This is a genomic window from Solirubrobacter ginsenosidimutans, from assembly GCF_027587205.1.
In genome coordinates this window covers 470835-491097 of sequence record NZ_JAPDOD010000002.1, presented here as the reverse complement: position 1 = coordinate 491097, position 20263 = coordinate 470835, and the positions used below count along the sequence as shown (strand labels likewise).

21 protein-coding genes, 1 tRNA gene and 1 riboswitch are annotated in these 20263 nt (G+C 69.7%); of the genes, 9 read left to right on the top strand and 13 right to left on the bottom strand.

Annotated elements, in window-relative coordinates:
• Nucleotides 1-13 precede the first annotated feature (13 nt).
• Nucleotides 14-94, bottom strand: a riboswitch (cyclic di-GMP riboswitch).
• Between the two features lie 51 nt (nucleotides 95-145).
• A complete protein-coding gene (locus OM076_RS04840) occupies nucleotides 146-1309 on the bottom strand; it encodes a glycosyltransferase family 4 protein (RefSeq protein WP_270038326.1) in 1164 nt (387 codons plus the stop codon).
• 18 nt (nucleotides 1310-1327) lie between these two features.
• Here OM076_RS04840 and OM076_RS04835 point away from each other — a divergent pair, with 18 nt between their 5' ends.
• From OM076_RS04835 to OM076_RS04820, 4 genes are all read left to right on the top strand, one after another.
• On the top strand, nucleotides 1328-2488 hold the full coding sequence (locus tag OM076_RS04835) for a glycosyltransferase (RefSeq protein WP_270038325.1): 1161 nt from the start codon (nucleotides 1328-1330) through the stop codon (nucleotides 2486-2488).
• Nucleotides 2466-4010: an oligosaccharide flippase family protein gene (locus OM076_RS04830; protein ID WP_270038324.1), complete on the top strand. Its 1545-nt coding sequence runs from the start codon at nucleotides 2466-2468 to the stop codon at nucleotides 4008-4010. The genes OM076_RS04835 and OM076_RS04830 overlap by 23 nt, the downstream gene beginning before the upstream one ends.
• Entirely contained in the window at nucleotides 4007-4762 is a 756-nt protein-coding gene (locus OM076_RS04825) for a tyrosine-protein phosphatase (RefSeq protein ID WP_270038323.1), read from the top strand. Before OM076_RS04830 ends, OM076_RS04825 begins: the two co-directional genes overlap by 4 nt.
• A 17-nt stretch (nucleotides 4763-4779) precedes the next feature.
• Nucleotides 4780-4851: transfer RNA gene (locus OM076_RS04820), tRNA-Val, on the top strand.
• A gap of 16 nt (nucleotides 4852-4867) precedes the next feature.
• Here OM076_RS04820 and OM076_RS04815 read toward each other — a convergent pair.
• From OM076_RS04815 to OM076_RS04785, 7 genes are all read right to left on the bottom strand, one after another.
• The gene (locus OM076_RS04815; protein ID WP_270038322.1) at nucleotides 4868-5974 is read right to left on the bottom strand and encodes a site-specific integrase; all 1107 of its coding nucleotides are present in this window, start codon (nucleotides 5972-5974) and stop codon (nucleotides 4868-4870) included.
• Nucleotides 5971-6177 (bottom strand): helix-turn-helix transcriptional regulator, encoded by a 207-nt coding sequence (locus tag OM076_RS04810; protein ID WP_270038321.1) that lies wholly within the window; start codon nucleotides 6175-6177, stop codon nucleotides 5971-5973. Before OM076_RS04810 ends, OM076_RS04815 begins: the two co-directional genes overlap by 4 nt.
• Nucleotides 6174-7634 carry a replication initiator gene (locus OM076_RS04805; RefSeq protein ID WP_270038320.1) on the bottom strand — a complete coding sequence of 487 codons (1461 nt, stop codon included), beginning with the start codon at nucleotides 7632-7634 and terminating at the stop codon, nucleotides 6174-6176. The genes OM076_RS04810 and OM076_RS04805 overlap by 4 nt, the downstream gene beginning before the upstream one ends.
• A 217-nt stretch (nucleotides 7635-7851) precedes the next feature.
• The gene (locus OM076_RS04800; RefSeq protein WP_270038318.1) at nucleotides 7852-8196 is read right to left on the bottom strand and encodes a hypothetical protein; all 345 of its coding nucleotides are present in this window, start codon (nucleotides 8194-8196) and stop codon (nucleotides 7852-7854) included.
• A complete protein-coding gene (locus OM076_RS04795; protein ID WP_270038317.1) occupies nucleotides 8193-9545 on the bottom strand; it encodes an FtsK/SpoIIIE domain-containing protein in 1353 nt (450 codons plus the stop codon). Before OM076_RS04795 ends, OM076_RS04800 begins: the two co-directional genes overlap by 4 nt.
• Nucleotides 9545-9886: a hypothetical protein gene (locus OM076_RS04790; protein ID WP_270038316.1), complete on the bottom strand. Its 342-nt coding sequence runs from the start codon at nucleotides 9884-9886 to the stop codon at nucleotides 9545-9547. The genes OM076_RS04795 and OM076_RS04790 overlap by 1 nt, the downstream gene beginning before the upstream one ends.
• Nucleotides 9887-9987: 101 nt before the next feature.
• The gene (locus OM076_RS04785; protein WP_270038356.1) at nucleotides 9988-10761 is read right to left on the bottom strand and encodes a GntR family transcriptional regulator; all 774 of its coding nucleotides are present in this window, start codon (nucleotides 10759-10761) and stop codon (nucleotides 9988-9990) included.
• Nucleotides 10762-10799: 38 nt separating this feature from the next.
• Here OM076_RS04785 and OM076_RS04780 point away from each other — a divergent pair, with 38 nt between their 5' ends.
• Nucleotides 10800-11243: an NUDIX hydrolase gene (locus tag OM076_RS04780; protein WP_270038314.1), complete on the top strand. Its 444-nt coding sequence runs from the start codon at nucleotides 10800-10802 to the stop codon at nucleotides 11241-11243.
• Nucleotides 11244-11294: 51 nt separating this feature from the next.
• Here the strand turns inward: OM076_RS04780 and OM076_RS04775 are convergent, their stop codons facing one another.
• The 3 genes from OM076_RS04775 to OM076_RS04765 all read right to left on the bottom strand — a co-directional run bounded on the left by OM076_RS04775 (nucleotide 11295) and on the right by OM076_RS04765 (nucleotide 13323).
• Complete coding sequence (locus OM076_RS04775) at nucleotides 11295-11762, bottom strand: hypothetical protein (protein ID WP_270038313.1); 468 nt, start codon at nucleotides 11760-11762, stop codon at nucleotides 11295-11297.
• Nucleotides 11759-12385: a hypothetical protein gene (locus OM076_RS04770; protein ID WP_270038312.1), complete on the bottom strand. Its 627-nt coding sequence runs from the start codon at nucleotides 12383-12385 to the stop codon at nucleotides 11759-11761. The genes OM076_RS04775 and OM076_RS04770 overlap by 4 nt, the downstream gene beginning before the upstream one ends.
• 83 nt (nucleotides 12386-12468) lie before the next feature.
• The gene (locus OM076_RS04765; RefSeq protein ID WP_270038311.1) at nucleotides 12469-13323 is read right to left on the bottom strand and encodes a TIGR04255 family protein; all 855 of its coding nucleotides are present in this window, start codon (nucleotides 13321-13323) and stop codon (nucleotides 12469-12471) included.
• Nucleotides 13324-14247: 924 nt separating this feature from the next.
• On the opposite strand from OM076_RS04765, the gene OM076_RS04760 reads away from it, so the two are divergent.
• Complete coding sequence (locus tag OM076_RS04760) at nucleotides 14248-15216, top strand: alpha/beta hydrolase (protein WP_270038310.1); 969 nt, start codon at nucleotides 14248-14250, stop codon at nucleotides 15214-15216.
• A 126-nt stretch (nucleotides 15217-15342) separates the two neighbouring features.
• Here OM076_RS04760 and OM076_RS04755 read toward each other — a convergent pair whose 3' ends face one another.
• The gene (locus OM076_RS04755; RefSeq protein WP_270038309.1) at nucleotides 15343-16818 is read right to left on the bottom strand and encodes a response regulator; all 1476 of its coding nucleotides are present in this window, start codon (nucleotides 16816-16818) and stop codon (nucleotides 15343-15345) included.
• Nucleotides 16819-16960: 142 nt separating this feature from the next.
• Between OM076_RS04755 and OM076_RS04750 the strand changes: the two genes are divergently transcribed.
• From OM076_RS04750 to OM076_RS04740, 3 genes are all read left to right on the top strand, one after another.
• Nucleotides 16961-17197, top strand: coding sequence for an LLM class flavin-dependent oxidoreductase (locus tag OM076_RS04750; protein ID WP_270038308.1), 237 nt, complete (start codon nucleotides 16961-16963; stop codon nucleotides 17195-17197).
• 257 nt (nucleotides 17198-17454) lie between these two features.
• Nucleotides 17455-17994, top strand: a complete 540-nt coding sequence (locus OM076_RS04745) for a histidine kinase (RefSeq protein ID WP_270038307.1) — start codon at nucleotides 17455-17457, stop codon at nucleotides 17992-17994.
• On the top strand, nucleotides 17949-18458 hold the full coding sequence (locus OM076_RS04740) for a sensor histidine kinase (protein WP_270038306.1): 510 nt from the start codon (nucleotides 17949-17951) through the stop codon (nucleotides 18456-18458). Before OM076_RS04745 ends, OM076_RS04740 begins: the two co-directional genes overlap by 46 nt.
• Nucleotides 18459-18478: 20 nt before the next feature.
• Here the strand turns inward: OM076_RS04740 and ade are convergent, their stop codons facing one another.
• Nucleotides 18479-20182, bottom strand: a complete 1704-nt coding sequence (gene ade, locus OM076_RS04735) for an adenine deaminase (RefSeq protein WP_270038305.1) — start codon at nucleotides 20180-20182, stop codon at nucleotides 18479-18481.
• Between the last annotated feature and the right edge of the window lie 81 nt (nucleotides 20183-20263).

The following is a 20263-nucleotide window of genomic DNA, read 5'->3' as shown; positions in this document are numbered from 1 at the left end:
CAGAGGTGCCCCTTTCGGTAGCCCGGCTGACCCTTGACCTGAGGGTCCCGTGGCTTTGCGTCCCCGCCTTGCGGCGGGTTTGCCGTTTGTCGTATGGGAATGGTGCCCTATCTAGGTCATCGACCGTCGTCCGATGAAACCGCAGTCAGACAGCGAACCGGGCGCGACCCATCACTTCCGAGTAGAACGCCGAAGCGGCGGAAAGCGCCTCTTTCCACCGGAATCGTTCCGCCAGAATCCGACCCTCTCGACCCAAGGTCGAGGCTTGGCCCGAATCGGCCAACACACTCGCGAGTGCGTGCGCGAGCGCGAGCGGCGACTCGGCCAGGAGCCCGTGCCGCCCGTGCTCGAACCCGACGCCCGACGCACCCAGCGGCGTCGACACGACCGCGCGCGCGGCCGCCAGGCCCTCGAGCACCTTCAACCGCGTTCCCCCGCCCTCCCAGATCGGGACGACCACCGCGCGCGCCGCACCCACGACGGCGGGGAGATCGGCGACGCGGCCGAGGATGTCGACGCCGTCGACACGAGGCAGCGAGCCGTCCATCCCTCCCCCCGCGAGCGCGAGCCGCGCCTGGGGTCGCGCCCGCAGGACCTCCGGCCAGCCCTCGGCGAGGAAGCGCTCGATCCCACGCCGGTTCGCCTCGTAGCCGAAGTGCCCGAAGAACAGCACGCGATCGTCGTCGCCGGGACAGTTGACGGAGAAGAACTCGTCGTCGACGCCGTTGGGGGCGAGCAGCGCGTGGCCGCCGGCGCGGGTGACCGCGGTCGCGTCGTCCTCGGACACGCACAGCACGCGGTCGGCGTGCGGGAGGACGCGACGCTCGACCGTCCGCAGCGCGGCGGCCCGGTTGCGCTCCCGCAGCCAGCTCACGCCGCGCCGCCCCGAGGCGGAGGTGCGCGCCGCGGCGGAGTCGACGTTGTGCAGGCTCAGCACGGTCGGAACCCCCGGCGGGGCGGCGTAGTACGCACTCTGGGTGTGTTCGTACTGGACGAGAGCAGCGTCGGCGGCGAGCGTCTTGAGGCGGGTGGAGAGCTCGGGCAGGAACGGGCTCGGGAGCCGTTGCGCGTGCTGCCGGAGCCGATCCAGCCGCGTCCGCTCGTGCTCCGGGACGATCTCGACCGCCCATCCGCGCATCCGCAGCTGCTCGGCCGCGCCGGGCTCGCCCGTGTCGGTGGTGAGGATGCGCGGCTGCAGCCCGGCGCGGGCCATCGCCTCCAACAACCGGAGCGTTCGCTTCTGGCCACCGGTCACCGGCGGCTCGGGAAGCAGCGGAGAGATGACGACTGCCGGGATCGGGTCGCGCAAGGGGCACATGCTGCCAACATGGCCGCGGTGCGCATCCTCCTCTGCGCCTCCGAGGCGCCGCGCGCACCGTTGAACGGGTCGCGTCTGGTCCTCTCCCAACTGTGCGCGCGCCTGGCGGAGCGGGCAGAAGTGACCGTGCTCGCGCTCCGCCATCCCGACCAGGACGGGGAGCCGCCGGCGGGGATCGAGCTGCACGAGTTGGCGCTTTCGCCGCCTGGCCGAGGCCGCGCGTGGGCGTTGCGGGGCGCGGCCCTGACGTTGCAGGAGCCGGTCGAGGCGCGGCGGCTGTCCGCACCGTTCCTGCGCTTCCTGCCGGAGTTTCTCGCGACTCGATCGTTCGACGTCGCGCACGTGATGCTGGGAACGCTCGCGCCGATCGCACCCGCTTTGGGTGACCTCCCCGCCGTGATCGCGCCGCTCGACGCGTGGCATCGCAACGTGCACGCCGAGGTGGCATCGGCGACCGGGCTCGAGCGCGTCTGGCGGCAATCGCAGGAGCGCGCGGTGCGGCGCTTCGAGGCGCGTGCGTATCGCCCGTACCGGCGGGTCGTGCTGGTGACCGACGAGGATGCGCACGAGGTCTCGCGGCTCGACCCGTCGCTGAGGACCGCGACGATCCCGAACGGGGTCGACGCGGCGCACTTCGCTCCGGATGGACGGCCACGCGCGGGGGTGGTGTTCACGGGCGCGCTGGACGCGCCGTCGAACGAGCAGGCCGCGCTGCGGCTGGCCGAGCGGATCATGCCGCTCGTCCGGCAGTCGCTTCCCGACGCCGCGCTGACCCTGGTCGGCCGCTCCCCCGGCCCGCGGCTGCGGGCGCTTTCGGGGGTTTCGGTGATCGCGGACGTCCCCGACCTGCGGCCGTACCTGTGGGGCGCCGGCGTGTACGCGTGCCCGATGGTGAGCGGGACCGGGATCAAGAACAAGCTGCTCGAGGCGATGGCCGCGGGCGCCCCGGCCGTGGCGACGCCGCTGGCGTGCCAGGGCCTCGCGGTCCACGACGGCGCGGAGCTGCGGATCGCCGACTCCGACGGCGACTTCGCCGCGGCGCTCGTGTCCGTCCTGCGCGACCCGGCCGGGTTGGCGGACGCCGCGCGCGCGTACGTGACCGCGCGGCACGACTGGGACGCGGTCGCGGCCGCCTACTTCGCGGTGTATGAGCACGCCGTCGCTGCCTGAACCTGAGCTGGACCTGGGCGCCACCAACGCGCCCGCGATCGTCAGCGGCGGGCTCTGGACGTTGCTCAGCCGCGTGATCCCGCAGGCGCAGCTGCTCGTCCTCTCGATCGTCGTGGCGCGCTACCTCGGCCCGGATGAGATGGGGCGCCAGAGCTACATCGCGTTCGTCGCGCTGGCCCTGGTGCAGATGGCGACCGCGGGCCTTCCGGGAGCGTTGAGCCGCTTCATCTCCGAGCTGCTGGGGGCGCGCAAGGGCGGGCAGGCGCTGTCGCTGTACCGGACGACGCGGCGGGTGGAGGCGGTCGGCGCGGTGCTCGTGCTGCTCGTGCTGCTCGTCGCCGTGGCGATGGGAAGCGAGCCGCGGACGGCCTGGATCCTGGCGGGTCTGAGTGCATCGCTTTCGGTTCTCCAGGCGGTCCCGGCGGCCTTGCTGTCCGGCACGCAGCGGTGGCGCGAAGCGTGGCTGCCCGGGCTCGTGACCGGCGTGCTCACGGTCCCGGCCGTGATCGTCGCGCTGGAGCTCGGGGGCGGCATCAGCGGGCTGTTCGCGGTCGAGGCGGTCGCGGTCTTCGCGAACCTGGTCTGGACGTCCGCGCTCGCGCGCCGGCTGGTCGTGCGGTTGCCGGAGATCGAGCCCGCGTCGGAGGAGCTCAAGAGGCGCTTCTGGTCGTTCGCGGGGCAGACCTCGGTGATCGTGATCATCAGCTTCGTCGTCTGGCGACGGTCGGAGCTCTTCATCCTGCAGCACTACTCCACGGACGCCCAGATCGCCTTCTACTCGATCGCCTTCGCTGCCATCTCAGGGCTCTCGAAGCTGCCCGAGACGGTCGAGACGGTGGCGATGCCGGCGGTCGCCAACCTCGTCGGCACCGGCCAGGACGAGCGCATCCGCCGCGGCTTCTGGCGCGCGATGCGGCTGCTCGTGCTCGCGACCTTGCCGTTGGTCGCGGGGGTCGCGGTGGCGGGTCCGGCGTTGTTGGAGCTGGCCTACGGCTCCGACTACGCCGACGCCGGGCCGGTGCTTCTGGTGATGCTCGTGCCGCTGGTGTTCCAGCCGATGCTGCGCGTCAGCGAGGGCGTCCTGTACGGGCTCGGACGCCCGCTGTTCATCGTCATCGCCGGGCTGGCCGCGACGGTCGTGGACGTCGGCCTGGCGTTCCTCTTGATCCCGTCGCTGGATGCCGTGGGCGCGGCGATCGCCAACGGCGCGGCGATCATGGTCGCGGGCGTGCCGTGCCTGTGGTTGGCCGTCTCGCTGCATCGTCCGGTCTCGCTTCCGATCGCGCCGCTGGTGCGAGCGGTCCTGCTGTCGCTGCTCGTCGCGTTGGGAGCATGGATCGCATTGACGCTGCTCGGGTCGATCGCCGCTGTCGTCGTGGGGACACTCGTCGGCGTCGGCGCCGCGCTGGTGTTGCGGCCGCTCGCCGCCGAGGACGCAGAGTGGCTGGCCGGTGCGCTGGGTGACCAAGGCGGGCGGGGCGTTGCCGGCAGGTTCGTCGCGCGGCTAGGGTCGCGCACGTGATCGACCTCCACTCGCACCTGCTGCCAGGGCTCGACGACGGTTCGCCCGACCTCGAGGCGGCGATCGCGTTGGCGCGCGAGGCGGTGTCGAACGGGGTGACGGTCATGGCCGCGACCCCCCACCTGCGCGCCGACTACCCCGCGATCCAGGTCGCTGACCTGGCCTCGCACGTGGGCGTGTTGCAGGCTGCGTTGGACGCGGCGGGCGTGGGGCTGCGGGTGGTCTCCGGCGGCGAGGTCGACGTGTTGTGGGCGCAGAGCGCGACCGACGAGGACTTGCGGTCGGCGTCCTATGGAGGGCGGGGCACAGATCTGCTGGTCGAGACGCCCTACGGCGAACTCCCGCCGATCTTCGAGGACCTCCTGTTCAAGATCCGCGTCCGCGGCTTCCGCGTCCTGCTCGCCCACCCGGAACGCAACCGCTCCTTCCAGCAGGACGCGGCGCGACTGCTGCGACTGGTCGACGGCGACGTACTGGTCCAGGTGACCGCCGCCTCCGTCGTGGGCGGCGGGCGCGCGGGCAAGCTCGCCCAGCGCCTGATCGCCGACGGCAACGCCCACGTCATCGCGGGCGACCTGCACCGCGCCGGCGGCGGCCGCGCCTCCCTGCGCGAAGCGGTCGCCGCCGTCGATCCCGTGCGCGGCGAATGGATGACGACCGCCGTCCCGGCCGCGATCCTCGAAGGCCGCCCGCTTCCTCCGCCGCCATTCGCGGACGCGCAACCGCGCAAACGCGGCTGGTTCCGCCGCTAGACTCCTGTGTCCCCTGAGGGCGCGTAGCTCAGTGGGAGAGCGCTCGCTTCACACGCGAGAGGTCGCAGGTTCGAAACCCGCCGCGCCCATCGTCTTCGAACCGCGCTACGGCGCGGTTTCGTCGTTCTCGGGGCGGTTCGAGTCCGGCTCGTCGCCGTCTTCCGTGCCCACTACGTGCCCTTTGGATTCGTCGTAGGCGTCGAGCAGCTCGCGGTCGTTGCCGTCTGCGTCGATCGCCAGGTGGCCGTACGTCGCGTCGATCACCGGCACGCTCGTGCCCATCCGGCGGGCGAGGGTGAAGATGCTCATGCCCGCCGCGAGGCTCCACGTCGCGAAGGTGTGGCGCATGTCGTAGATGCGGCGATGCTCGACGCCGGCCGCCTTCAGCGCAGGCGTCCACTCGCGGCTGCGCCAGTTGTTGATGTCGATCCGCCCACCCTCCGCCGCAGGGAACAGGATCCCCTCGCGGTGCTGCACCGTCTCCAGACTCGCGATCACCTTCGCGCGGATCGGGACCCGCCGCCGCGAGCGCACCGTCTTCGCGTAGGTCTTGAGCGTGCCCTTGGCGTACGCGCGCCGGATCGTGAACACGCCGGCCTTCAAGTCGACGTCGCTCCAGTCGGCGCCGAAGGCTTCCTCAGGCCGCACGCCGGTGCCCACGCAGAAGACCGCGATCGGCCCGAACGGGCCGAGCTCTGCCGCGACGCCGTCGACCTCATCCCAAGTCTCGAACGGGACGAACTCAGCCTTCGGGTGCTGCGGGTTCTTCACGTCGAGCGCGACGTTGCGCTCGATCCACTGCCAGCGGACCGCCGACGCAAGAACCTGCCGAAGCGCTCTATGCGCACCGTGGCGCATCGTCTCGGGCATCTTCGCCCGCCAGCGCGAGACGTCGAGCGCGTTCAGGTCGCCGATCGCCTGATCGCCGAACGCGTCGGTCGCCTTGACGAGGTAGTGGCTGAGCCAGCTCTTACTCGCAGGCGCGCCCTGGTACTGGTCCAGGAACGCGTCGACGAGCTGCTGCAGCGTCACGTCCGGGCGGTAGAGCGGGCCGAGGCGCGCCTTCCGCAGCTCGTCGTCGAGCGCGAGCTTCGCCTCGCCCTTGGTCCTGAAGCCGCCGCGCTGTTTGCGGTGTCCCCGCGCGTCGCGATAGCGGATCGCCCAGCCGCCGGTAGTGCGCTTGATCTCGCCCGTCCGGATGCGGCCGCTCATTGCGGACCTTCGGAGAGCAGCACCGCCTCGATCTCGCTCCAGCGGAACCGCACCGGCCGCCGCGGGCCGACACGCAACCGCCGGCCCGGCAGGACGCCCTCGTCGAAGTAGCGAAGGACCGTGCATGGGGCGATGCGGAGTCGCTCGGCGACCTCGCGGGCGGTCAGGAACGGCTCGAACTCGGCCGTTGCGGCAGCGGTCATCGCTGCGGGGTCTGGCATGGGTGCTCCCTTCGGGTGGGTGGTTGGTCGCACAGCTCTTCGCGGGCGATCCGGCGCATCTCTCGCTCTCGCGCACGCCCTTTCTCGGCCAGCAGACCTTGAAGGGTTGTGAAGTGCCCCTGGCCGTCGAACGCGTAGACGCCGCGGCGCCGATCGGGCGCGGCCGCGGCGATCGCGAGCTGCGCCGCGTCGCGCGAGCGGGCGAGGATCTGCGCGTGCACGAACGCCTCGCGGTCGGCGCGCAACTGCTTGAACGTCGTCGAATAGCGCCGCGACTTGGTCAGGCAGTGGCCGCGGTAGCCGAAGGCGTGCGCATTGCGCGCGAGCTTGCGGTCGGCGACCTGGACGTCGAGCGCGAACGCATGCCGCAGGTACTCGCGCACGTGCGGTGACACGGCGAGCTCGTCGACCTCGTGCTCGCTCACGCGATGCAGGACGCCGCCGGCCTGCTCGGTCGCCTTGGTGGCGTACTTGGCGAGGTATCCGGCGCAGCGGCCCGCTTCGTTTGCGCCGATGTGCTGGACGTCGAGCTGCGCGCCCCAGCGGACGAAGCCGCCGCCGGCCTCGGCCGGGACGGGCACGGTGACCGCGGCCGCCGCAGCGCGGAGCGCGTGCTCGAGCAGCTCGACCGTGAAGCGGTGATCGGGCGCGCGGATGACGTCGCGCCGGTAAGTGGGCAGCGCCTCGTCGAGGCGGATCACGACGTGCACATGCACCAGGCCGCGCTGCTGGTACTCAGCGACCTTGACGTAGGCGGCGCGCACGAGCTGCTTGAGCCGCTTCTGCGTGATCCCGAGGCGTTGGGCGAGCTTGCGCGGCAGGTAGATCGTCGTGCGGCGCCAGAGCTCGCCGAGCAGGCTGTTCCACAGCAGCGCGCGGTCGTATTCGAAGCACTCGCGGCACAGGGCCGCGCCGAGGCACTCGTCGCCCTCGTCGTGGACGGCGGTGCAGCTCAACGACTCACCGTGTGGGCAGACGGGCGCGTCGCGTCGCGGTCGGCAACGCTTCGGCCGGCCGTCTGCGCCGAGCACGCGGGTGTGGACGGGGCCGAAGCTGGGCGCCGTCAGCGTCGCGAAGATCATCGGATGCGCGCTGACGGAGTCGGGCACCCCCTTGCCGCCGCGTAGCCCGGCCGCGATCAGGTGATACGCGTCCTGCCGGTAGCGCTCCGCGCACGCCGGGCAGATCGCCTCGCGCCGGTTCCCGCACGCCTTCCTGAGCACGCCGTCAGGCTCGGTCGCCGTCGACCAGGTCGAGCGCCAGCGGCCGTCTTCGCCGCAGACCTCGGTGTGGCCCTTCAGCCGCACCGGTCGCGCGCAGTAGCCGGTCGACCTGAGTTGCTTCTCCAACCTCGGGAAGTCGGGCTGCCCGGCGCGCTCGGCCAGCTCGACGAGCAACTCGGGCGTGAACCCCTCGCCAGCTGCGAGCCCAGGGGTCACGAACGAGTCCTGCGGACGGCTCGTACCTGGGCGAGGCTGATGCCCATGCGGACCGCGATCAGGCGGTCCTCGACGCTCCGCGGCCAAGCGCGGACATCGGCCACGACCCACGGAGCGACCTCGTCGAGATCGATCCAACGCGAAGCGCGGCGGCTCTCCAAACCGGGCGGCAGGCGAAGGCGGTATGGACCGCGATCGGGGGAACGGCGATCGCGATTCATCGCGACCGCCCTCCAGCGAGCGGCACGATCGCCCCGAGCCGATTCGCCCGTTCGGCGCGAGCGGCGAGCGCGTCCAGCCAGCGCGCCGCGTAACGCAGTGCGTCGGGGTCCAGGAAGAAGCGATCGTCGACGCCGCCCCGGAAGCGACGGGTGTAGCGATCCTCAAGCGCGACCACGCCGCCGAGATGGAGCTTCACCAGCCGCGCCCGCGCGCCGGGCCGGCTGATCTCGCACGCCTGGCTGATCGTCAGCGCGTTGGTCGGGCCGTGCTGGGCGAGGTGGCTGATCGTGGCCGCGTCCGCGCGACCGAGCGCCTCGATGACCTCACGCGGCCCACTCATCGCGTCGTCTCCTCAGCCGCGGTCAACCAGTCGTCGGCTCGCAGCGCCGCGGCACGACCGGCCAGCTCGTCGACGTCGCCGTCGGTGAGATGGAAGCCGCGCAGGCGGACCGGCGTGCCGTCCTCGGCCAGCAGCAACCCGACGCCGCGTTGGCCGGGGGAGATCGTCGCCGCGTTGTGCCCGAGCGTCGCCCAGCCTTGTCCGAGGATTGTGTCCGAGGCCTGCGGCGTGTTGCAGCGCAGCGCCAGCCGGAACCCGAACAGATCACGCAGCGCCGAGGGCACCACGTCGGACGCGGGCTTCTGGGTGGCAGCACAGACGATCACGCCGGCCGCGCGGCCGCGGGCGACGAGATCGCGCAGCAGCTCGGCGAACTCGCGCTGCTTCTTTCGATCCTCGCAGCCGAGATAGAACGCCAGCTCATCGCACGCCACCAGGTGCAGCGCCAGGCCGTCCTCGCGCGCGATCTTGCGCTGACCACGGGCGAGCAGCTCCCTGTAGCGCGCCTCCATCTCCTCCCGCAACTCGCGAAGCAGCGCGATCGCCTCGTCGATGTCGGGTCCGGCGAGCCGCTGCGCGCACGGCGCCCAGACCGACAGCTCGACCAGCTTGCCGTCCAACAGCCACAACCGCACGCCCGGGTCCAGCGCCGCGGTCGCGACGAGGATCGAGAGCGCCGCGCTCTTGCCCGCGCCCGGCTCGCCGCCCAGCAGCACGTTGCGCTCAGGCAGGCACACCGTCACGGTCTCGCCGAGCTCATCGACACCGACAGGGATCGGCTCCCACAACGACAGCTCCTCAGCGTCGCGGCATCGCCACGGGACCGACTTCATGCCGGCCAGCGGGTCGCGCCGCACCAGCGTCACCGTCCCCGTCGCCGCATTGTCGGCGTCGCGGGCGATCCGGACCTCACGCACCTGCAGGCACACCGCCAGCTCTTCGGCACGATTCTCCACCGCTTCAAGAGACGACCCGCGCGACGCACGCACGCGCACGAGCTCGCCCGCGGGAATGGCGCTCACCCGACCAGCGCGCACGCGCGGCAGCTCGCAGTCCGTCCACGCTCGCCACCACGCCCGACGCACCCGCGCAGCACGCAGCGCCCACAGCAGCCAGCGACGAACGACCGGGATCGCCAGCAACCCCGCCGCGAGCGCGATCACGAGGACCACCGCGGCGACGTCGCCGACCAGGCCCGCGAGCACCAGCTGGCCGCATACGAGCGACGCCACCAGGCCGAGCTCGAGCCGCAACCGCCACAGCGCACCGAGCACCCCGGCCACCCGCGCGAACAGCTCCTCGTTTCGACGATCCCGGCGCGGCCGCGACCGGCTCAGTTCCCCGGTCATCACGCCGCCGCCTTCTCACCGCCGGTCCGCAGCGGGCGAATCGCGGCGGCGCGGAACGCCATGCCGTTGCGGCCCTCCATCTCCCAAGCCTGCGCCGTCATCCCCTCGACGCGCACCATCTCGCCCTGCGTCACCGCCGGGTCACCCGGCAGCGAGACGCGGATGATCTCCGCCTCACCATCACCGAGCGCAACCAACTGCACCCGCCACAGCACCTCGCCGTTGGTGTCCACCCGCGGCGCCCACGCCTCACGCGGCTTGCCCTCCTCGTACTGCTTCAGCGGCTCAGCTGCAGCGACCACCAGGAACTGCAACCGGCTCGTGTCGATCGGTAGACGCATGCGACTCCCTTAGTCGACTACTCGTATAGACGAGTAGGAGAGTACGCACGCTCGCGGACGTGTCAACGCCTCAGGTCAGCGCAGAGACGATCGCGCGCCGCTCAGCGCGCAGGCAGCTCGTAGCTGAGCACGTAGCGATCGGCCGCCATCACCGTGTCGCACGCCTCAACCGGCCGCTCGTTCGTGTCGTACGCGACCCGCACCACGCGAAACACGGGCACCCCGGGTTGCAGCACTAGCGCCCGGACCTCGTCGCTCGTCGGCATCCGCGAGGAGACCTCCTCCGAGAAGCGCTTCAGCTCGTGCCCTCGCTCCTCGAGGCGAGCGTAGATGCCGCCGGGTCCCGTGTTCGGGTCCTCGATCGCGGTGCCTTCGGCAAGGTCGAGCGGGATGTACGACGTCGCCAATTCCATCGGCTCGCTATCCGCGAGATATCGCCGCCGGCGAATCACGACCTCGGCGCCGATCGCCAACTGCAGCCACACCGCGACTTCGTCGGGCACCTTCACCCGCGCGATCTCCAACACCTGGACCTCCGGCCGCCGGCCCTCCGCTTCTAGCTCGGCAAGATAGGCCGCCTGGCCACGGTCACGATGCCGGCGGGCAAACCGGTCGTGCGCGACCCGGCGAACCGGCGGCCGATCGCGCACGAAACTCCCCCGCCCGTGCTCAGTCCGCACCAGACCTTCGGCCCGCAAGAGATCCATCGCGTCGCGCACCGTGCCCCGCGCCACGTGGAGCCGATTCATCAGCTCCTGCTCGCTGGGCATCCGCGCGCCCGCCTCAAGCTCCCCGCCGAGAATCTCCGACCGCAGACCATCAGCGATCTGCTTGAAGACCGGGCGATCACTCGTTGGGTCGATAGCCGTCAGCACACGCAAGACCTACACTCGTCTAGACGAGGATCGTACCCATGGCCACCGACCCCAACGAGCCCCCCAGACACTCCGTCAGCGTCGCCGCCGCCATCCTCGACGACCAAGGCCGCTTCCTCGTCATCCGCCGCGCCGACAACGGCAACTGGGAACCACCCGGCGGAGTCCTCGAACTCGACGAATCGATCACCGACGGACTCGTTCGGGAGGTCCACGAGGAGACGGGTCTTGACATCAGACCACTCGCGCTCACCGGCGTCTACAAGAACATGATCCGTGGCATTGTCGCCCTCGTGTTTCGGTGCGATGTCATCGCCGGGACGGCACGCGCCAGCGACGAAGCCGCAGAGGTCGATTGGCTCAGACCGGAGGAGCTGATGCGGAGAATGTCGGACGCATACAGCGCACGCCTCCTCGATGCGCTTACTCTCGACCTGCGCCCCGCCGTGCGAGCACACGACGGCATCCGCATCAGTCCATAGGACGGCGCAGGATGGCCAGCCGTGCAGACCTCGGTTCGCCACCCGCTCACGTCAACGCCGGTCGGCAGACCCGGAAGGTCCACCAGTTCCTCCCTGAGCATCTGGACAGGCGTCATCGGGGGCGACGACCCAGAGTGCCCGTCGACACAGGTGATGCTTCACCCGGACACCGTCGAATTTCTTCTCCTTTGACCCGGAGACCTCGCCGTGCGCCTGTTGAACATCGCCCTCCGCGACTCCTTCGACCGGCGAGCGCTTCACCTCTTGCTCGAACTCGAAGGCATCGTCGGCCGTGACCGAAACGAGGTAGTCACCGGCATGGCTGCCGACGAGGATGTCCGATGGGTCCTTCTTTAGTTGATCAAGAACGTCGGCCAGGAAGATCGATGCCTCTTTGTCCCTGAACGCGGCGCTCGAGATCCTTCGGCACCCCCGGTCCTCGTCCGGGGTCAGCCAACTCGGAGGGATTCGCCTGTATAGCTTGGTTCCGCCCGCAACAGGGCCTACCGGCAGCGTCATCCGGCCGCAGCAGCAGCGACATCGGTCAACCGTCGAGCAAGTTCAACGACATCCGACGAATCATCGACGGACCCCTCCCACACGCCATTTGTGTCCTCGACAAAGATCCCGCGATCGTCGACGGGCCCGAGAATCACCTCAACATCGGTCCCCCGTCGGTGCCACTCGAGTTGCACACCGCCGTCGCTCAACGGGACGACTGAGGGCGCAACGGCATCGCTGCCGAGAACTCGCTCGAGTAGCGACAATGCCTCGATAGCTGCCATTAGCGACGGCGCGCCCGAACCGTTGCTGTCCCAGTCGTCGGGCAACCCAAGGAGATTCGAAAGCCGTTCCGACGTTGTCCGCCGCCAAGCCGGTCCAGCGACGGGCGTTCCGTACGTCTCGATCACCGACATCGCGTTTGCTGGGCGAATCGAGGCTGGATCGAAGAGCATCACCGAGTACTCAGAGGACATCGGACCGCGCTCGACCCAACAGGAACCCGGGTAACCCCACGCGTCGATAGCCCGAGGCATCGCGCCCACGATGCCCGCGCTTCCGACGGCCCCGACACCAGTCTCGTATCGGAACGTGCGGAGATCCTCGTACGGCCGCACACCCGGGCGCCACAGTCGGACCATGTGAAACTCGTCGGCGCGGGGGGCACTTGCCGAAGGCTGCGCTCGCGCTGGCTGAATGGTCTTGCCGGGGGCGACCGCCATGACTAACTCTTAGTCCGCAGGCCCCACGCGTCGTGCATTTCGGTCGTGGTCACGCTGCAGAAGGCGTCCACCACCATTTCTCGCCCTCGCGCAAAGAAGTTGGCCAGATCCTTGGGTTCTGAGCCTCCGGGACGACCACGCGCAATCAGTTCGACAACGTAGATCGGCATCTGGTCTGCATTGCGATACGCCGGTGTCGCACTGAGATAGATCCGTCCGAGAGGAGCGTCGCCATCATCTCTGATGGTGGACCGAACTTGTAGCTGCATGTCCTCGACGGGATCAAAGGCGGTCGCGTCGATCTTCGAGACGAAGGTGAAGATCCGATCTAGCGAGATATGTCCGCCGGGACGAAGTTCGTCGGGGGCATCCACGTGGTTTATGTAGCCAACCTCAGCCCAGGCGGCCGTCGCCGCCTTCCTCTGGTCTGCGGACAGCACTTGGACGAACGCTTCGAATAGGCGCTCGAACTCCGGGACCAAGGCTCGAAAGCGCGGATACTCGTCGTCGGGACGCACTCGACGCCAGTTAAAGAGAAACCGATCCGGTTGGACTTGAACCAACCTCGTCGAATCAGCAGAGACAAACCAATATCTCTGGGGCATCGCACCGGTACCGATCCGAAACGGAAGGTTGGGCGGACCGACCTTCGGCGGAACATCGAACGTCTCCTCCACGGGCGGCAGCGCTGGATGCCGTTCAAGCGTTGGGAAGTCCGCACGAATGAGAGGCCAGAACTCGGCAAGGGCCACAGCCTCGTCCGACACGTCGGTCGCAAACTGAACGGACAGGTAGACCTCGTTGAGCGGCGGACGCTCAAAGGTCACAAGATCGCGGATCTGTCCGATTGCTTCCAAGGCTCGATTCCTATCGGTGAGCCTAGCGACGCAGTGCCCATCATGTACGTTTGCCCGCACTCCATGACGGGCCCACGCAAGACAGGCCCACGCGCGCGACAACTCGCCGCGCGCGAACCGTCTCCGGCGTCCGTAACGAGATCCTCTACCACGTCAAGGCGGCCTTCGGCCGCGGCCGGCTGCGCGCGGCTCGCTTCGCTCGCCGTGCTCGCCGGCCAACACCACCGGCGACCAGGAGCTCGAGGAGATCAGTGCGCGATCGCGGCGGTCGACGAGGGCGAGCTCGTGTAGCTCCGCGCCACGGCGTCCGTCAAGAGGATCGCTTCGCGACGGGCTTCGCCCGGTCCTGACGGACTCCATCTTGACGGCCACCGCGTCGCTCCGCTGATGGCCGGGTATGGGGGCGATGCCCCCGAGAGCCGAGGGGTCGGCCGTGCCCACAACGTGCCCGAGCAGGCGGGAAGCACCGCGGTGATCGAGCCGCTAGGACCCGATGAACCGCGGTGCTGCGCCGATTGCGCGCGGCGCGAACCCTCTTCTTCCCTTCACACGCGAGAGGTCGCAGGTTCGAAACCCGCCGCGCCCATGGAACGGAAGGCCTGCGGACTGCGGGCCTTTCTTCGTTCTGGTTGGGCTTTCTCTCGTTCATCGAATCTTTGTGCGAAAGCGCGAGCGGATCGGGCGACGCCCCTCCGAGCGCGTCGGTGCTGCACGGCACGGATAGGAGCAGTCAGCGCTTCAGCCGGCCCGAGTGCTCCCGTCAGATGGAAGGAGCAGCCGGTGAGCGAAAGGGCGTCGCCACCAAGCTGTCGAGTTCGCCCGACCGGGTGGACACGCCGGACGGCAAGGGCGCCTTCCGTACAGACGGTCGTACGGTCAGCCACTACCCCCCGCGCGGCGCACGCCATCCCACGAGGCCTTGCCATGACCGTCTATGACCGCCACTCGATCCCGGAATCGGTAGGACGCGGGACGCTCGATCCCGAACTGGAGGCGTGGCTGCCGCACGGTCCCACCCTCGGCGCGGACGTCTCGATCGCGCAAGGGCGGCGGGACCACGCCGTCCTGGGCGAGGGACCGTGGCCGGAGATCGGCGCGGTCGACACACTGATCCTCCCGGGGCCGCACGGATCGCTGACGGTGCGTCGCCACACCCCCACCCGGCCGAGCCGCGATCCGAGCGCGGCGCTGGTCTACATCCATGGCGGCGGCTTCACGTACGGCACGCTCGACGAGTTCGAGGTGCCGATGCGGCTGATCGCCGAGCGCGCCGGCATTCTCACCTACGCGGTCGACTACCAGCTGGCACCCGAGGCGAAGTACCCGACGCAGATCGACGAGATCGAGTTCTTCGTCCGGTGGCTGTTCGAACACGCCGAAGACGAGCACGTCGACCCGGCCAGGATCGCGCTCGGTGGCGACTCGGCCGGTGGCAACATGACCTGTGTGATCGCGCTCAAGCTGCGCGACGAGCATGGCCCGCGGCTGGCGCTCCAGGTTCCGCTGTTCCCCGAGGCCGCGTTCCCCGGCGACACGCTCTCCGGGAGCGAGAACCGGACCGGGCTCTACCTGGAGACCAATGGCATCTACGAGATGGTGCGCAACCTGCTCAAGAACTCCGACGACGGTCGACACCCGTACGTCACGCCGCTGAATGCCGAGTCACACGCCGATCTGCCGCCGACGATCCTGGTGACCAACGGATATGACCCGCTGCGCGACGTCGGGCACGAGTACGCCCGGCGACTGGCGGCGGCCGGCAACGACATCAGCTACGTGCACAACCCCGATCTGACCCATGGGTTTCCACAGTTCACTCGCTACTCGCGAGCGTGTCATGCGGCGACCGAGCAGCTCGCGGATCTCATCAAGGCGAAGCTGAACGTTGGGTGAGATGCCGCTTCGGCGGAACACAACGCGCACTGCACGACGTACCCCTGACCTGACTTCCGGTTTCGGCACGGCGCCAAAGCCAACGCTGCTCCCTTGAGGCTTGCTGTTTGGATCTGGCTCGCGCTCCTAGCGCAGGAGGGCGGAGAGGTCGGTGGTGGGAAGCTCGGCTTTGGAGATGAAGGCGACGATCCCGTGCCGGTCAAGTGCGCTCGGCAAGACATCCGTCGCCATTGACGAGGTGAGCAGTATTCGCGCGCCGACACCCGCCTCGTTGAGCCGCTGGGCGACCCAGAATCCGTCGTGGTCGGGTAGGTTGAGATCGAGCACGATCGCCGTGGGACGGTGCTCCACGGCCATCGCGACGGCCGAGGCCGCGTCACTGCTCTCACCGAGGATCTCGAAGCCTCGCGAGCGAAGCATGATCCCGGCAAGCGCCCGGAATTTGGCGTCGTCGTCGACGATCAGCACCGATGCCTCGCTACGCGAATCGTCGCCCGCCGTCGCGGCTGACTCCGGCGCCGGCGTCAACGGGATCTCGACGCGGATGTGCGTCCCCTCGCCGGGGTCGCTGGTCAGGTGAATCGTTCCTTCGACCGCTGCGACGCGATCGGCGAGCCCGGCAAGGCCGCCGCCGGCGGAGGGTCGCGCGCCGCCCACGCCGTCGTCGTCGACGGTCAGGACGAGCTGGCTGTCCGTGTCGGTCAGCGTCACGCGCGCGGTTGACGCCCGCGCGTACTTCGCCACGTTCGTGAGTGCCTCGGAAGCCACGAAATAGGCGGCCGATTCCACGGAGTCCGCGTACCGCTCCCGCGGGATCTCGACCACCACCGGCACGGGCGCACGTTCCGCCAGGCCTTCGATCGCGCTCGCGAGGCCGTGCTGCGTCAGCGCCGCGGGATGAATCCCGTGCGCCAGCTCGCGCAGCTCGTCGATCGCCGAGCCCGCGTTCTCGAGTGCCTCGTCGACCATTGGTCGCACCTCGCCGGAAACGCCACCGCCGTCGAGTGCGATCCGCAGTGCCAGCACAACGCGCACGAGACTCGCCTGTGCGCCGTCGTGCAGGTCCCGGACCACGCGACGGCGCTGCGCGTCGCCGGCCTCGACAATCCTGGTCCGCGAAGCCCGGACCTCGGCGAGTCGCGCGCGCTGGACCTCGAGCGCTCGACGCTCATTCTCCGCCTGCACGCTCGCGGTCTGGTCGTGGAACGTCATCGCCGTCCCCATCCGGCCGTCGATCTCCATCTGGACGCAGTGGATGGAGATCGGCAGCATGCTGCCGTCCTTGCGAACCCACCAGTCGCGCTCGATCACCACAGGCTCGCCGCGCCGCGTGGCGTGCGTGATCGGGCAGTCCTCAGCCGGAAACGGCGACCCGTCCGGGTGCTTCCAGTGCACCGTGTCGTGGCTCGGACGGCCGATCAGCTCGTCGTCGGAGTGATAGCCGAGCAACCGGACGGCCGCCTCGTTGACGAACGCGATGCGGTCGTCGCCGTCCACCAGCCACAGCGGAATCTGCCCGCTGATGACGAGCGCCTCCTGCACGTCGGCGGCGCTCCATGACCGCCGCCGCAGCTGGCCCGACCGGGTGCCCCCGTTAGTCATCGCCTCGCGAGTAAACCACCGTGGCCAGTGTTTCGGAAGGCGTATCTCCGACCGCATCAGCGACGCTTGACTGTCCTGCGGGGCTGCCTCCGGTGTCCCTGGGAATGAGGCCGGAGGCGGTGGCTGGTCATAGCGTGGACGGATGAGGATCGGGATCGGTCTCCCGAACGCGGTTCCGGGATGCACGGGAGCGCTCATCACCGAGTGGGCGACGCGCGCGGAGAGGGCCGGCTTCGCGAGCCTCGCGGCGATCGACCGGATCGTCTACGACTCGTTCGATCCGCTGCTCGCGCTGGCGGCGGCGGCGGTGACCGAGCGGGTCGAGCTGATGACCACCGTGGTAATCGGCCGTCGACCTCCCGGCCGCCGCGTGGCCTGAGGAAGTCCGAGCCGCCGACCGCGCGGAGTACGAGCGGCGTATTGGCCGCCCAATCGTGGCACCCGAACAACGGCGCACGCCCGCGCCGTCAGGCCCGTCCTACCTGCCGGCAACGCTCGTGTCCGGTCTCCCACCGATGGACTCGCCGCGTCGATCTGAGCCGTGAGCTCGGAGTCGTCGCGGCGTTGGGCCACGCGATTCGGCCCGGTGGCGTCGGTGCCACGCCGCTCGCAGCGCGCAAAGACGGGACGCGCGGCTTGTTCCTGATCGCGCCGGCACCCAATGTGATCGACCGGGTGCTGCGCCCCGGAGCCGTGGCCGTCTTCGTGTCTGAGGCGACGCTGCGCGCGGCTGCGAGGAACCCTGCGGGCCTGCGGTTCCCTCCCACCGGAGGTTCGTTGCAAGACGACGGGCACACCGTTCGCGAGGAGTTCATGGTCGCCGGACGGGAATTTGCGGTGGCCATGCCGATGCAATCGGCGCGCGGGGCGGGCGCCTTCCTGCCATGGATCATTCTCGCCGGCGGCCTTGTGCTCGCCACGCTGGCCGGTGCGCTCAGTGTCATCGCGGCGCGGCGAGCGCGGGCCCAACGAGACTTCGACCGCGATCTCGCGGAATCGCGAGCACGGATGGTGCGCGCCGGAGAAGAGGCGCGCCGACGCTTCGAACGCGACCTTCACGACGGCGCTCAGCAGCGACTGGTGAACGTGGTGCTCGAGTTGCGGCTCGCGGAGAAGACCTGGCCCCCGACATGGATGATCTCCGGGCCCTGCTTTCGCGCCTCGCGACCGAGCTGACCGATGCGCTCAACGATCTGCGCGCGTTGTCGCGGGGCCTGCCTCCCGCGGTCCTCGCGCAGGATGGACTCAGTCCAGCACTTCGCTCGCTGGCGCGTCGTTCGGCGGTTCCCGTCGACCTGAAGATCGAACTTGACACCGAACGGTTCGAGGAGCCTGTCGAAGTGGCCGTCTACTACGTGGCCTCGGAGGCGCTGACCAATGCCGCCAAGCATGCATATGCGTCGCGGGCCGAGGTCAGCGTCAAGCACCGCGATGGCTGGCTCGAACTCACGGTCAGCGACGACGGAAGGGGCGGTGCGAACGCCTCGCACGGCTCGGGTCTCGCCGGGCTCGCCGAGCGAGTGGAGGCCGTAGGCGGCACGCTGCAGATCGAGAGCGCGCCGGACGCTGGAACAGCGATCAGGGCCCAGCTGCCGGCCAGGCGACCGTCTGACGCTCGCCTCACCACGACCCCGCCCTGACCCGGATCGTCGGGCGGCGGCTAGTCGACGAAGACGTCGGTGAAGGCGAACGTGTCGACGTCTACCAGCCCGCGGTCGGTGAGCTTGAGCTGCGGGATCACGGGCAACGCCAGGAAGCTCATGGCCATGAATGGCGCCGGCACCGCGCAGCCGAGCTCCCGCACCGCGGTCGTGACCGCGTCGAGCTGATCGGCTACCAGCTCGGGCGCCTCGTCGGCCATCAGGCCGGCGAGCGGCAATGCAAGGACCGCCCGCAGTTCGCCGCCTTCGACCACCGCGATCCCGCCGGCCATGTCGGCGACCGCGCGCGCGGCGGCGAGGCCGTCGTCATCGTCGGCGGCTACGACGATGATGTTGTGGCAGTCGTTCGCGACGCTCGATGCCATCGCGCCCCGTTGAAGGCCGAAGCCGCGCACGAACCCCATGCCGACGTTACCGGTCGCACGGTGGCGCTCGATGACGCTCAGGCGCAGCATGTCCCGGTCCGGATCGGCTACGGCGATGCCGTCCTGGACGCGGACGTCCTCCACGTGAGCCGTGGTCAAGAGTTGGTCCTCGACGATGCCGATCACGCGCGCCCGGCGTGCTCGCGCGACGAGTCGCAGGTCGGGCGGCCATGCGACGTGGAAGGTGTCGGGAAGCGTCGCGGGGGATGCGACGCTGTCGCGCAGCCGGCGCCCGTCGCGTGCGACGACACGGCCGCCGGCGATCACGAGCTCGACCGGCAACGTATGCAGATCAGAGGTGACGAACAGGTCGGCGCGCCGCCCGGGCGCCACCGCTCCGCGGTCACGCAGCCCGTAGTGCTCCGCCGGATTGAGCGTCGCCATCGTGATCGCGGTGACTGGGTCGAGGCCGCCGCGGACGGCGAGTCGCACGAGCGCGTCCACCGATCCGTCACGCAACAGCTCGCCCGGCACGCGATCGTCGGTCGCGAACGCGCACCTGCGCGCGGTGTGCACGTCGATGACCGGCAGCAGCGCGAGCAGGTTGCGCGCGTTGGAGGCCTCGCGCAGGAACACCGTCATGCCCAACCGCAGCTTCTCGCGCGCCTCCTCCGCCGCGACTGACTCATGATCGCTGGAGATTCCGGCGCCGACGTACGCTTGGAGGTCCGGACCGGTCAAACCGGGAACGTGCCCGTCCACCGGCCGCCCGGCGAATTCGTGCAGCTTGTCCAACACGTCGTCACTGCCGGCGAGGACGCCGGGGAAGTTCATCACCTCGGCGAGGCCGAGGACTCGCGGATGCTCAGCCAGGGTGATGAGGTCTTCAGCGCCGAGCGCTGCGCCGGATGTCTCCATCGACGACGTCGGGACGCAGGAAGGCGCCATCACGAGCACCGATAGATCCAGGCCTTCGCTGACGTCCAGCATGTAGCGAACCCCGTCGAGCCCCAGGACGTTCGCGATCTCGTGCGGATCACACACCACCGATGTGACGCCGTGCGGCAGGACGGCGTCGGCGAAACGATGCGGCGGCAGCATCGAGATCTCGATGTGTACGTGCGCGTCGATCAACCCCGGGCACACGTACCGGCCGCCGACGTCGATCACCTCCCCCGCGGGCCGCTCGCCGAACCCGACGATGCGGTCGCCACGCAGCGCGACCGCGGTCTCGACGATCTCGTGCGTGAACACGTTCACCACACGGCCGCCACGCAGCAACAGGTCGGCGTCTCGTTCGCCGCGGGCAGCTTCGATGAACTCGCGGAGGTCCTGCACCGCACGCGCGAGTAAACCACCGCTGGGGCGCGCTGAAAAGGGTCATCCCTGCCGCGCACGCCCGGCGAAGACGCCTCGCGC